This is a genomic window from Pseudomonas saudiphocaensis, assembly GCF_000756775.1.
Taxonomy (GTDB): Bacteria; Pseudomonadota; Gammaproteobacteria; order Pseudomonadales; family Pseudomonadaceae; genus Stutzerimonas; species Stutzerimonas saudiphocaensis.
The window spans coordinates 3,515,420-3,528,490 of sequence record NZ_CCSF01000001.1 but is presented as its reverse complement, the minus strand read 5'-3'; the positions used below and the strand labels follow the sequence as shown (position 1 = coordinate 3,528,490).

12 protein-coding genes are annotated in these 13,071 nt (G+C 64.3%); 11 read left to right on the top strand and 1 reads right to left on the bottom strand.

The window, feature by feature from the left end:
* Positions 1 to 3 precede the first annotated feature (3 nt).
* On the bottom strand, positions 4 to 1,680 hold the full coding sequence (locus tag BN1079_RS16450; RefSeq protein WP_052114506.1) for a methyl-accepting chemotaxis protein: 1,677 nt from the start codon (positions 1,678 to 1,680) through the stop codon (positions 4 to 6).
* A 234-nt stretch (positions 1,681 to 1,914) separates the two neighbouring features.
* Here BN1079_RS16450 and BN1079_RS16445 point away from each other — a divergent pair, with 234 nt between their 5' ends.
* The 11 genes from BN1079_RS16445 (at position 1,915) to imuA (ending at position 13,064) form a co-directional block, all read left to right on the top strand.
* The gene (locus BN1079_RS16445; protein WP_037026299.1) at positions 1,915 to 2,892 is read left to right on the top strand and encodes a flavin reductase; all 978 of its coding nucleotides are present in this window, start codon (positions 1,915 to 1,917) and stop codon (positions 2,890 to 2,892) included.
* A gap of 37 nt (positions 2,893 to 2,929) precedes the next feature.
* Positions 2,930 to 3,721 (top strand): fumarylacetoacetate hydrolase family protein, encoded by a 792-nt coding sequence (locus BN1079_RS16440; protein WP_037026298.1) that lies wholly within the window; start codon positions 2,930 to 2,932, stop codon positions 3,719 to 3,721.
* Between the two features lie 25 nt (positions 3,722 to 3,746).
* Complete coding sequence (locus BN1079_RS16435) at positions 3,747 to 4,643, top strand: acetaldehyde dehydrogenase (acetylating) (RefSeq protein ID WP_037026295.1); 897 nt, start codon at positions 3,747 to 3,749, stop codon at positions 4,641 to 4,643.
* A 10-nt stretch (positions 4,644 to 4,653) separates the two neighbouring features.
* A complete protein-coding gene (gene dmpG, locus BN1079_RS16430) occupies positions 4,654 to 5,685 on the top strand; it encodes a 4-hydroxy-2-oxovalerate aldolase (protein WP_037026294.1) in 1,032 nt (343 codons plus the stop codon).
* A gap of 363 nt (positions 5,686 to 6,048) precedes the next feature.
* Positions 6,049 to 7,242 carry an acetyl-CoA C-acyltransferase family protein gene (locus tag BN1079_RS16425; RefSeq protein WP_037026293.1) on the top strand — a complete coding sequence of 398 codons (1,194 nt, stop codon included), beginning with the start codon at positions 6,049 to 6,051 and terminating at the stop codon, positions 7,240 to 7,242.
* An 80-nt stretch (positions 7,243 to 7,322) separates the two neighbouring features.
* Positions 7,323 to 8,072, top strand: a complete 750-nt coding sequence (locus BN1079_RS16420; RefSeq protein WP_037026292.1) for an electron transfer flavoprotein subunit beta/FixA family protein — start codon at positions 7,323 to 7,325, stop codon at positions 8,070 to 8,072.
* The gene (locus BN1079_RS16415) at positions 8,073 to 9,002 is read left to right on the top strand and encodes an electron transfer flavoprotein subunit alpha/FixB family protein (RefSeq protein ID WP_037026289.1); all 930 of its coding nucleotides are present in this window, start codon (positions 8,073 to 8,075) and stop codon (positions 9,000 to 9,002) included.
* Between the two features lie 109 nt (positions 9,003 to 9,111).
* Positions 9,112 to 10,233, top strand: a complete 1,122-nt coding sequence (locus BN1079_RS16410; protein ID WP_037026287.1) for a Re/Si-specific NAD(P)(+) transhydrogenase subunit alpha — start codon at positions 9,112 to 9,114, stop codon at positions 10,231 to 10,233.
* 13 nt (positions 10,234 to 10,246) lie between these two features.
* Entirely contained in the window at positions 10,247 to 10,564 is a 318-nt protein-coding gene (locus tag BN1079_RS16405; RefSeq protein ID WP_037026285.1) for an NAD(P) transhydrogenase subunit alpha part 2, read from the top strand.
* Between the two features lie 3 nt (positions 10,565 to 10,567).
* Positions 10,568 to 12,004 (top strand): NAD(P)(+) transhydrogenase (Re/Si-specific) subunit beta, encoded by a 1,437-nt coding sequence (locus tag BN1079_RS16400; protein WP_037026283.1) that lies wholly within the window; start codon positions 10,568 to 10,570, stop codon positions 12,002 to 12,004.
* 436 nt (positions 12,005 to 12,440) lie between these two features.
* Positions 12,441 to 13,064 carry a translesion DNA synthesis-associated protein ImuA gene (gene imuA / locus BN1079_RS16395; RefSeq protein WP_037026280.1) on the top strand — a complete coding sequence of 208 codons (624 nt, stop codon included), beginning with the start codon at positions 12,441 to 12,443 and terminating at the stop codon, positions 13,062 to 13,064.
* Positions 13,065 to 13,071: the final 7 nt, after the last annotated feature.

The window sequence follows — 13,071 nt, the reverse complement described above, 5'->3', positions numbered from 1 at the left end:
TCGTCAAAGCGGACTAGACGCAACTTCGGAGGATGCGCGCTCGACAATGAAGCGCGCCGACAGACGAGCCAGCTCGGCGGCCAGGCGATCCAGATCGGCCGCTGCCTCGGCGCCGCGCTCGGCGCTTTGTGACAGCTCCCGGGTGCCACCGGCCATCTCCTCGACTTGCTCGGTAATCTCATGCATGGCCTGTGCCTGGGCCTGGACCGCATCACCGATGCCACCCACCGCCTCGATCACCCGCTCGGCGCCATGCCTGATCTGGGTGATCGCAGAACCCGCCTCGTCCGCCAGGCCGACCCCGTCCTGCACCCGCTGGACGGCCCTATCCATACTGCGCACCACGTCCTGAGTGCCGTTCTGGATGCGCGCGACGATGTCGCTGACCTGGGCAATGGAGTTCCCGGTTCGCCTGGCCAGCAGGCGAACCTCATCGGCCACGACGGCGAAACCTCGCCCCTGCTCGCCCGCCCGGGCCGCCTCGATGGCAGCATTGAGGGCTAGTAGGTTGGTCTGCTCGGCCACCTCGCGGATGACTCCGAGAACACTGCTGATATCCCCGGACAGAATGTCCAGCTCGCGAATGTGTCGCGCCGTGTCCGCCACCACCTCCGAGATGCCCTGCATCTCATCGGCCATGGCGCGAACCGCACCCTCGCTCTCGGCGGAGCGACAAGCCGACTCTTCGGTGATTCGCCGCGTAGCTTGCGCGTGGGTCTCGACCCGCTCGATGGCCTGCGACAGCCCCTTGACCAAGCGGGACATGGCATCGACCGCCAACGTCTGCTGTTGCGTGGCGACCGACGACCCGGCCGCCACGTCAGCCATTTGCCGCGCCTCATGCTCCAGCCGCTGCGTCTGCTCGCGCACAGCGGCGATCAGCCCCCGCAGGCTGTCGCGCATCACCGCCATGTCGTGCAGCATCCTGCCGACCTCGTCCCGGCCCAACTGGGGAACCGGGCGCGACAGGTCCCCGGCGGCCATGGCGCCCAGACTCTCGCTGGCCACGGCAAAAGCGCGCCGCAGCCGCCTTAAAACGGAGAACGCCGTCAGGCCGCCCGCCAACACCCCCAGCACCGCCAGGGCCAGATAGGCCATCAACACCCACTGGTAGCGCCGCTCCGCGGCCCGATAATCCTGTTCAGTAAGGGCCCGCTGAGCCTGGCGCAAGCCATCCAACGCCCTCATCGCCTGCTCGCCCAGAGGCATGCCGATGCCCAGAAACGCCACCATGCCATCGGAGCGGAAGTCTTCCAGGCGCAGCGAGGCCAGGACGCTGTCGAGTTCCAGCAACCATTCCGAATAGGCCGCCTCGAACGCCTCGACGTGCGCCTGCTCGCCGGGCCAGGTTGCCGCTTGCGCCCACAGGGTGGCAATGGCCTCGTTGTTGCCTTCGATGGCATCCAGATGCACCCCGACCGGACGCTCATGAGCGCGCACCAACTGCCCGCTGGGATCGTACTGGAAGGCCAGCAGCACCAAGCGACGGTTTTCATCCAGGCGCCGACCGATCTCGGCGAACTCCTCCAATGCCCTCAACCGCTGGTCATGCACCACGCGTAAGCTGTCGCGGGCCTGGTACAGGCCATGCCAGCCCAGCCCCACGGCGCAGAAGAACAGAAAGCTGGCAAGCATGGCCCAGAGCCAAAGACGCTGAGCGATAGTGATGCGGTTGAGCATGGGATGTCCTTATGGGGCAGCAATGACTGCACCACTCCCTGCGCGCAGGTGCGGGTGCGGGGCGCACTCAAACCGGGCGCCAGCGCCGGAACATGCCGTCCCGCTCGGCGACCTCGCCACGTCCAAACGGACGACCCGAACCGCGGCCACCGCGTTAGTCCGTTGAGACGATGTTGGTGCCAGCCGGCCTATCGATACTCAATGCTCACGTAATCCCAGTCCGGCGGGCATGTCATGAACGCATACACCAGCTTCGATCCGCAGTCCTTTCGCGCCGCTCTCGGCACCTTTACTACCGGGGTCACCATCATCACCAGCCGCGGCGTTGACGACGAGCCGGTGGGTGTAACGGCCAACAGCTTCAACTCGGTTTCACTGAACCCGCCCATGGTGCTCTGGAGCCTGGCCAAGAATGCCAGGAGCCTTGCGGCGTTCAGCCAGGCCAAGCATTGGAACGTCCACGTGCTGTCCCACGAGCAAGAGGAGCTGTCGAGCCGCTTCGCCCGCCAGGGTGAAGACAAGTTCGCCGGCATCGACCTGGACCAGGGCATCAGCGCAGCACCACTGCTGCCGCAGTGCACCGCCCGTTTTCAGTGCCGCACGGCCTTCCAGTACGAGGGTGGCGATCATGTGATCTTCGTCGGCGAAGTGATGGCGTTCGACTATTGCGATGCCCCGCCGCTGGCTTTCCAGAGCGGCCAGTACGCCCTCGCCACCCGACAGCCAGGCAAGGCCCTGCGCCTGGGCAGCCCACCGCCGCCCGAATGCAGCTACACCGAGGACCTGCTGGGATATCTGCTGGGGCGCGCCCACTACCAACTGCTCAACGAACTACGCCACCTGTTGAGCAGCCAGCAGCTGGACGAGCATGCCTTCTTCGTACTTTCCGTACTGTGCATACGCGATGGACTGACTCTGGAAGAGATCAATGAGTTCGTGGCCTACACAGGCTTCTCCGTCACCCCGGCCACCATGCGCTTTCTCGAAAAGCAGGGCCTGGTCGCCATCGAACGTATCGCCCGTGCGAACCGCTATGTCCTCACCGGCGCCGGTCGCGAGGCCTCGCTGGAAGAAATCGCGCTGGCCAAGGCGGTTGAGCAGGATCTGGTCACGCGTCTCGGCGAGGTGGACGCCAAGATGCTCAAGGTTCTGCTCAAGCGCCTGATCGCCACCACCGACCGCGGCCTTCCAGACCTCTGGGGCCCCCGCTAGGACCGTCACATCTCTTGCATCCGACATGAGCGCACTAATGAACCTTCACCTGATCGAGACCCTGGGCGACGAACTGTTCAACGCCCTACAAGGACGGCGCAGCCTGCCGCCCTTGACCCAACGACATCCTGAGATCCAGCTCGAGGATGCCTATCGCATTTCTCTGCGCTTCCTGCAGCGGCGCGAGCAGCTCGGTGAGCGCGTGGTCGGCAAGAAGATCGGCGTCACCAGCGAGGCCGTGCAACAGATGCTGAATGTGCATCAGCCCGACTTCGGCTTCCTGACCAACCGCATGCAGGTGCCCGATGCCAGCGACGTCAGCCTGCTCGCGTACCGCCTGGTACAGCCGCGGGCCGAAGGCGAGATCGCCTTCATTCTCGGCGAAGACCTGACTGGCACGGACATCACGGCAGACGATGTACTGGCGGCGACTGAATACGTCGCACCCTGTTTCGAGATCGTCGATTCGCGTATCGAAAACTGGCAGATCCGCATCCAGGACACCGTGGCCGATAACGCCTCCTGCGGCGTCTTCACCCTAGGCCCGCAGCGCGTCGACCCACGCGAGATCAACCTCGCCCAGGTGCAGCTGAAGCTCTTCAAGAACGGCGAGCCCGCCGGCAGTGGCCTGGGCAGCGCGGTTCAGGGACATCCCTGCGCCGCCGTAGCCTGGCTGGCGAACACCCTTGGCCGACTGGGCATTCCGTTTCGCAAGGGGGAAATCATCCTGTCGGGCGCCCTCGCCCCACTGGTACCGGTCGCCGCTGGCGACCAGGTCAGCCTGACGCTCAGCGGGATCGGCGAATCCAGCCTGCGCTTCGTCGAATGACCTGCACCTCAACCGGGAGAACACCATGAGCAAGAAGATCCGCTGCGCCCTGATCGGGCCCGGCAATATCGGTACCGACCTGTTGTACAAGCTCAAGCGCAGCGAGGTGCTGGAGCCAGTCTGGATGGTCGGCATCGACCCCGCCTCCGAAGGCCTCAAGCGCGCCGAGGAAATGGGCCTGAAAGTCACCGCCGAAGGTGTAGACGGCCTGCTGCCGCACATCAAGGCCGATGATATCCGCATCGCCTTCGACGCCACCTCAGCCTATGTACATGCCGAGAACAGCCGAAAGCTCAACGAGCTGGGCGTATTGATGATCGACCTCACCCCCGCGGCTATCGGCCCCTATTGCGTGCCGCCGGTCAACCTGAAGGACAACCTTCGCGCCGGCGCGATGAACGTGAACATGGTTACCTGCGGGGGCCAGGCCACCATTCCGCTGGTGGCCGCGGTGTCGCGCGTACAACCGGTGGCGTACGCCGAGATTATCGCCACGGCTGCGTCCAAGTCGGTCGGCCCCGGCACCCGCAAGAACATCGACGAGTTCACCCGCACCACGGCCAGTGCCGTGGAACAGGTGGGTGGTGCGAAAAAGGGCAAGGCGATCATTGTCATCAACCCGGCCGAGCCGCCGCTGATCATGCGCGACACCGTGCACTGCCTGGTGGAAGGTACGCCGGACGAAGCGGCAATCACCGAATCGATCCACGCCATGATCGCCGAGGTGCAGAAATACGTGCCGGGCTATCAGCTGGTGAACGGGCCGGTGTTCGACGGCAATCGCGTCTCCGTCTTCATGGAAGTGGAAGGCCTGGGCGACTACCTGCCCAAGTACGCCGGCAACCTCGACATCATGACCGCAGCCTCGGCCCGCACTGCCGAGATGTTCGCCGAAGAACTGCTCAAGCAGACCGACCTTTAAGGAGCGTGCCATGGACCTTCGCGGCAAGAAAATCACCGTACACGACATGTGCCTGCGCGACGGCATGCACCCCAAGCGTCACCAGATCAGCCTGGAGCAGATGAAAAATATCGCCCAGGGTCTGGACGACGCCGGCGTCCCGCTGATCGAAGTCACCCACGGCGACGGCCTGGGTGGCAGCTCGGTCAACTACGGCTTCCCCGCGCACAGCGATGAGGAGTACCTCTCAGCGGTCATTCCGCTGATGAAGCAGGCCAAGGTGTCGGCTCTGCTGCTGCCGGGCATCGGCACGGTCGATCATCTGAAGATGGCCCATGAAATCGGTGTTTCCACTATTCGGGTGGCAACCCATTGCACCGAGGCGGACGTCTCCGAGCAGCACATCAGCCACGCCCGCGGCCTGGGTATGGACACCGTGGGCTTTCTGATGATGGCGCACATGAACAGCCCCGAAGGCCTGGCAGCCCAGGGTAAGCTGATGGAAAGCTACGGTGCCAACTGCGTGTACATCACCGACTCGGCGGGCTACCTGCTCCCCGACGACGTGGCGGCTCGGGTCGCCGCGTTGCGCGCAGTGCTCGCGCCGCAAACCGAGATCGGCTTCCATGGCCACCACAACCTGTCGATGGGCGTAGCCAACTCCATCGCCGCCATCGGCGCCGGGGCGACTCGCATCGACGCTGCCTGCGCAGGCCTCGGGGCGGGCGCCGGCAATACCCCGATGGAGGTGCTGGTGGCGGTTTGCGACCGCATGGGCATCGAGACCGGTGTTAGCGTGTTCGGCATCCAGGACGTCGCTGAAGACCGAGTGGTGCCGATCATGGATTTCCCCATCCGCAGCGACCGCGACGCCCTGACCATGGGCTATGCCGGCGTCTACGGCTCGTTCCTGCTGTTCGCCAAACGTGCCGAGAAAAAGTACGGCGTGTCCGCTCGCGAGATTCTCGTCGAGATGGGTCGGCGGGGCATGGTGGGCGGTCAGGAAGACATGATCGAGGACACCGCGCTGACGCTGGTCAAGCAGCGCCAAGCGAGCGCCTGATTCTGTCTCCTGGCGTGTTCCAGCCACCGGCGGTGCGCTGCGAACAACGCCCTTCGATCCAGCAATACGGCCGGATGGGGCCACCCACTCCGGCACACTGGCCACGATCAGGCACCCATCCATATCCCAAGCAAAATTGGCACTTCTTCAAGCAGGTGCCAATATCGGTGCACGTGCCCATCACGGTTCGCCAGATGCAAGACAGCCTGACGCCTGACGCCGCCCGGTTTCGCCATGCCCGCGCTAAGAGCGCCAGGCTAAGCCGTGTGGACGATGCCGGCAGCCTTTGTTTGCCCGAGAATATCGACAACGCATCGCTGCAGCGCGGCAGCGAAACATCAAACTTACGGGACGGACGATTTCATGTCAGAGCGCGAAACTCTCGTCGTCGGGGCGGTTCGCACAGCCATAGGCAGCTTCGGCGGTTCGCTGAAGGATGTTCCCCTCTCCTCGCTTGCCACTACCGTGGTCCGTGCAGCCTTGGAACGGTCCGGGGTTACCCCCGAACGGGTTGGCCACGTGGTCATGGGCAACGTGATACCGACCGAGCCGAAGGATGCCTACCTCAGCCGCATCGCCGCCCTCGATTCGGGCATGCCCGTCACCACGCCCGCCTTCAACGTCAACCGGCTATGCGGCTCGGGCTTGCAGGCGATCATCTCGGCGGCCCAGGCCATTCAGCTGGGCGACACCTCCATCGCCATTGGCGCCGGAGCTGAAAGCATGAGCCGCGGACCCTTCCTGCTGCCAGGGTTGCGTTGGGGCAACCGCCTGGGCGACGCCAGCGCCATCGATTACATGAATGGCGTTTTGCATGACCCCTGGCAGCAGATCCACATGGGCATCACCGCGGAGAACGTCGCCAAGCGCTATGGCATCAGCCGCGCGCAACAGGACGCCCTCGCCCTTGAAAGCCAGCGCCGCGCCGCCCGCGCCCTCGCCGAGCAGCGCTTCGCCAGCCAGATCGTTCCGGTCGAAGTGAAGACGCGTAACGGTACTCGCCTGTTCGAAACGGACGAGCATGTACGCGCGGAAGTGACCGCCGACCAGCTCGCCGGCATGCGGCCGGTCTTCGACAAGTCCGCCGGCACCGTCACCGCCGGCAATGCGTCGGGCCTCAATGACGGGGCCGCCGCCGTGGTGCTTGCCGAGGGCGGCGTGGCTCGGGAGCTGGGCCTGCGACCCTTGGCCCGCCTTGTCGGCTATGCCCATGCGGGGGTCGAGCCGGCCTTCATGGGCATCGGGCCGGTACCGGCAATAAAGCTGGCCTTGCAGCGAACCGGACTCGACCTGAAGCAGATGGATGTCATCGAGGCCAACGAGGCCTTCGCCGCACAGGCCTGCGCCGTGATGCAGGAACTCGCCCTCGACCCGGACAAGGTGAACCCAAACGGCTCGGGTATCTCGCTGGGCCATCCCGTGGGGGCTACTGGCGCCATCATCACCACCAAGGCGATTCATGAGCTGCAACGCGTCCAGGGGCGCTACGCCCTGGTGGCGATGTGCATCGGCGGCGGACAGGGTATCGCTGCGATTTTCGAGCGAGTCGAGGCCTAGCGATCTGGAGATTCGCCCCCTCGACCGGCGTCGAGGTGGGCGAGCTGTACCTACGTCATTCTGAGCAACGAGACGTCATCATGAAAATTCTGGTTAGTGTGAAGAGAGTGGTCGATTACAACGTCAAGGTCCGCGTCAAGGCGGACAACTCCGGCGTCGACCTCGCCAACGTCAAGATGTCGATGAACCCCTTCTGCGAAATCGCCGTTGAAGAAGCCGTACGCCTGAAGGAAAAGGGCGTGGCCAGCGAGATCGTCGTGGTGACCATTGGCCCGACTGCTGCCCAGGAGCAGCTGCGCACCGCACTGGCGCTGGGCGCCGACCGCGCCATCCTGGTCGAGTCCGGCGAAGAGCTGAATTCCCTGGCCGTGGCCAAGCTGCTCAAGGCCGTGGTGGACAAGGAACAGCCGCAGCTGGTGATCCTTGGCAAGCAGGCCATCGACAGCGACAACAACCAGACTGGCCAGATGCTCGGCGCGCTGACCGGCTATGCCCAGGGCACCTTCGCCTCCAAGGTGGAAGTGGCCGGCGACAAGGTCAACGTCACCCGCGAAATCGACGGCGGCCTGCAGACCGTCGCGCTGAACCTGCCGGCAATCGTCACCACCGACCTGCGTCTGAACGAGCCGCGCTACGCCTCTCTGCCGAACATCATGAAGGCCAAGAAGAAGCCGCTGGAAACCGTCACGCCGGATGCGCTGGGGGTAACCACCACGTCCACCTTGAAGACCCTCAAGGTCGAAGCGCCGGCTGCCCGTGGCGCCGGTATCAAGGTCAAGTCCGTGGCTGAACTGGTCGAGAAACTGAAGAACGAGGCGAAGGTAATCTAAATGACTATCCTGGTTATCGCTGAACACAACAACGCCGTTCTGGCTGCCGCGACCCTGAACACCGTGGCGGCAGCAAAAGCCATTGGCGGCGACATTCATGTACTGGTAGCCGGCAGCGGCTGCGGTGCCATCGGTGAAGCCGCGGCCAAGATCGAAGGCGTCGCCAAGGTGCTGGTCGCCGACGACGCGGCCTACGCCAACCAGCTGCCGGAAAACGTCGCGCCGCTGATTGCTGATCTGGCCAAGAATTACAGCCACGTCCTGGCCGCTGCCACCACCAACGGCAAAAACTTCCTGCCGCGCGTGGCCGCGCAGCTGGACGTCGACCAGATCTCCGAGATCATCGCGGTCGAAAGCCCCGATACCTTCAAGCGCCCGATCTACGCCGGCAACGCCATTGCCACCGTGCATTCCTCGGCGGCCATCAAGGTCATCACAGTGCGCGCCACCGGCTTCGATCCGGTCAATGCCGAAGGCGGCTCCGCTGCGGTCGAGCAGATCGCCAGCACTGGCGACAAGGGCATTTCGGCCTTCGTCGGCGAAGAGCTGGCCAAGTCCGATCGTCCCGAGCTGACCGCTGCCAAGATCGTCGTCTCCGGCGGCCGTGGCATGGGCAACGGTGACAACTTCAAGCACCTGTACAGCCTGGCCGACAAACTTGGCGCCGCGGTCGGTGCCTCCCGCGCTGCCGTCGATGCCGGCTTCGTGCCCAACGACATGCAGGTCGGCCAGACCGGCAAGATCGTCGCGCCGCAGCTGTATATCGCGGTCGGCATTTCCGGAGCCATCCAGCACCTGGCGGGCATGAAGGACTCCAAGGTGATCGTCGCGATCAACAAGGACGAGGAAGCGCCGATCTTCCAGGTGGCTGACTACGGCCTGGTGGGCGATCTGTTCGAGATCGTGCCGGAGCTGGAAAAGCTCGTCTGATCCTGGCCTTCGGGCCGTCTCAATCCGAACCCAGTCTGTGCCCTCTTCGCCTGCGTCATCGCGAAGGGGCCCAGCCTGCCTGCGCAACTGATTCGTACCAGGAAAGACTATGCATATCGGTGTTCCTCTCGAAACCCGACCCGGCGAGACGCGCGTTGCCGCGACGCCGGAAACCGTCAAGAAGCTGATCGGCCAGGGGCATCAGGTCACCGTGCAGCGTGGCGCCGGCGTGCTGGCCAGCGTCCCGGACAGCGCCTATGAGGCCGCTGGCGCGACTATCGCCGAGGCCGACGCGGCCTTCGCAGCAGCGATCCTGCTCAAGGTGAACGCACCGACCGACGCCGAGCTGGCGCAGATGCAGCCAGGCGCCGTGCTGATCGGCATGCTCAACCCCTTCGATAACGCCAATATCGCCCGCATGGCCGAGCGCGGCATCACTGCGTTCGCCCTGGAAGCCGCGCCGCGTACCTCCCGCGCGCAGAGCCTGGATGTGCTGTCGTCCCAGGCCAACATCGCCGGCTACAAGGCGGTGATGATCGCGGCCAACCAGTATCCGCGCTTCATGCCCATGCTGATGACCGCAGCCGGCACGGTGAAGGCTGCACGCGTGCTGATCCTCGGGGCCGGCGTCGCCGGATTGCAGGCCATTGCCACGGCCAAGCGCCTGGGCGCAGTGGTGGAAGCCTCCGATGTGCGCCCGGCGGTAAAGGAGCAGATCGAGTCGCTTGGCGCCAAATTCGTCGATGTTCCCTGCGAAACTGAAGAGGAACGCGAGTGCGCCGAAGGCGTCGGCGGCTATGCCCGGCCGATGCCGGCCTCGTGGATGGCGCGCCAGGCCCAGGCGGTGCACGAGCGCGCCAAGCAGGCCGACATCGTCATCACCACCGCGCTGATCCCCGGTCGCCAGGCCCCTGTGCTGCTGCAGGAAGCCACCGTCGCCGAGATGAAACCGGGCTCGGTGATCATCGACCTGGCCGCGGCCCAGGGCGGCAACTGCCCGCTGACCGAAGCCGACCGGGTGGTGGTCAAGCACGGCGTGACGATCGTCGGCCACAGCAACCTGGCGACCCTGGTGCCGGCGGATGCCTCGGCGCTGTATGCCCGCAACCTGCTGGATTTCCTCAAGCTGGTCCTCGACCAGGACGGCCAGTTCCAGCTCAACCTCGAAGACGACATCGTCGCCGCGTGCCTGATGTGCCGCGACGGCCAGGTCGTGCGGACCAACGGTTAAGGGAGACGCGAACATGGATCTGATTTCCGACGGCATCTACAACCTGATCATCTTCGTGCTGGCGATCTACGTCGGCTACCACGTGGTCTGGAACGTAACTCCGGCGCTGCACACGCCGCTGATGGCGGTCACCAACGCCATCTCGGCGATCGTCATCGTCGGCGCCATGCTGGCCGCCGCGCTGACCGTCACCCCGCTGGGCAAGGCCATGGGCACCCTGGCGGTGGCGCTGGCCGCGGTCAACGTCTTCGGGGGCTTTCTGGTCACCCGGCGCATGCTGGAAATGTTCAAGAAGAAGGACCGCAGCGCGGCCAAGGCGGAGGGCCAGTAAGCCATGAGCATGAACCTCATTACCCTGCTCTACCTCGTCGCGTCGGTGTTCTTTATCCAGGCGCTCAAGGGGCTGTCACACCCGACCACGTCGCGGCGCGGCAACCTGTTCGGCATGCTCGGCATGGCCATCGCCGTGCTCACCACGGTAGGGCTGATCTTCAAGCTGGGCAGCGAACTGGCCACCACCGGCATCGGCTACGTGATCGTCGGCCTGCTGATCGGCGGCAGCGTCGGCACCGTCATGGCCAAGCGCGTCGAAATGACCAAGATGCCCGAGTTGGTGGCCTTCATGCACAGCATGATCGGCCTGGCCGCGGTCTTCATCGCCATCGCCGCGGTGGTCGAGCCGCAGTCGCTGGGCATCGTCGCCAGCATGGCCGACCCGATTCCCTCCGGTAACCGCCTGGAGCTGTTCCTCGGCGCGGCCATCGGCGCCATCACCTTCTCCGGTTCGGTGATCGCCTTCGGCAAACTGTCGGGCAAATACAAGTTCCGCCTGTTCCAGGGCGCGCCGGTGGTGTTCAAGGGCCAGCACATGGTCAACCTGGCGGTGGGCCTGGCAATCCTCGGCCTGGGCCTGGTCTACACCTTCACCGGCAATATCACCGCGTTCGCCATTCTGGTGGCACTGGCCTTCGTCATCGGTGTGCTGATCATCATCCCCATCGGCGGTGCGGACATGCCGGTGGTGGTGTCGATGCTCAACAGCTATTCGGGCTGGGCGGCGGCGGGTATCGGCTTCTCGCTGAACAACTCGATGCTGATCATCGCCGGTTCGCTGGTCGGCTCTTCCGGTGCGATCCTCTCCTACATCATGTGCAAGGCGATGAACCGCTCGTTCTTCAACGTCATCCTCGGTGGCTTCGGTGCCACTGCCGATGCCGGCGGCCCGGCGGGTGCCCAGGAAGCGCGCTCGGTGAAATCCGGCTCCAGCGATGATGCCGCGTTCCTGCTGACCAACGCCGACACCGTGATCATCGTCCCCGGCTACGGCCTGGCGGTGGCCCGTGCGCAGCACGCACTGATGGAGCTGGCCGAAAAGCTGACCCACATGGGCGTGACCGTGAAGTATGCGATCCACCCGGTTGCCGGACGGATGCCGGGCCATATGAACGTGCTGCTGGCCGAGGCCGAAGTGCCTTACGAGCAGGTGTTCGAGATGGACGACATCAACTCCGAGTTCGGCCAGGCCGACGTGGTGCTGGTGCTCGGCGCCAACGATGTGGTCAACCCGGCCGCCAAGACCGACCCGAAGTCGCCGATCGCGGGCATGCCGATTCTCGAGGCGTACAAGGCCAAGACGGTGATCGTCAACAAGCGCTCCATGGCCAGCGGCTATGCGGGTCTGGACAACGAACTGTTCTACATGGACAAGACCATGATGGTCTTCGGCGATGCCAAGAAGGTCGTCGAGGATATGGTCAAGGCGGTGGAATAAAGCCTGACCACTGCAACAGCAAACCCGGCCTGGCGCCGGGTTTGACCACGTATCGACAAAAGTGATGAACCCAACCGGGAACATTGACCGAACACACCGTTCGCTCCATTGCCGAGAGGGAAAACGCAATGGAAATGAAGCAACCTTGGCGTTGACCAGAGGAACGAATCCCTGATCTCTTTCAAGCGTGCATGATTATCTGACTTGGCACGAGACAGGACCGAGTCCACCTGGCACTCAAAGCATCCGCGACGAACCGGATCGCCGTCGCTCGGCGGTTTGCCTCGGCGTACTCACACACTGCTGACAACGCGCCTAGACCTGCTTCGAAGACTGCAAATGGTCTTGTAGGGGCTTCGTCAGATTCGGCTTGACCCTACGTAAGTCACAACCTGATACTGTATACCCATACAGTATCAGTGCAAGTGAACCGTCTATGTCTTCTGTTGTAGCCATTGAGCGCCTGCTCGATTCGCGTCAGATCTGGCGTGGTCAGGGGACGGGACATTCAGCCTCCTCACAGCCAACCGGGCATGCCGAGCTGGATAAGGCCTTACCGGGAGGAGGCTGGCCGGATTCGGCGCTGAGCGAGATTCTCGTTGCCGCCCCGGGCATCGGTGAGCTTCGCCTGCTGTGGCCGACGCTGGCTCGGTTGAGCCGTGCAGGTGAACGAATCGTGTTGATAGGCCCGCCTTACCTGCCCTACCCCCATGCCTGGCTTGGCGCCGGAGTGGATCTGCACCAGCTGAGCATCATCCAGGCCGCTGGCCGTGACGCTCTGTGGGCCACCGAACAATGCCTGCGCTCGGGGTGCTGCGGTGCCGTGGTGTGCTGGCCCAGGCAGGTGGACGACCGCGCCCTGCGCCGTCTGCAAATCGCTGCCGAAACCGGTAGAACATTGGCGTTTGCCTACCGCCCTCTGGATGCTGCGGCCAATGCTTCACCCGCCGCCTTGCGCATGGTTGTGGATGCCCGTCAGCTGCGCATTCTCAAGTGCCGCGGCGGGATTGCACCGGAACGGCCCATCGCCACTCCACTGGCTGCCGAAAGCTGGCATTGAGGCTGCG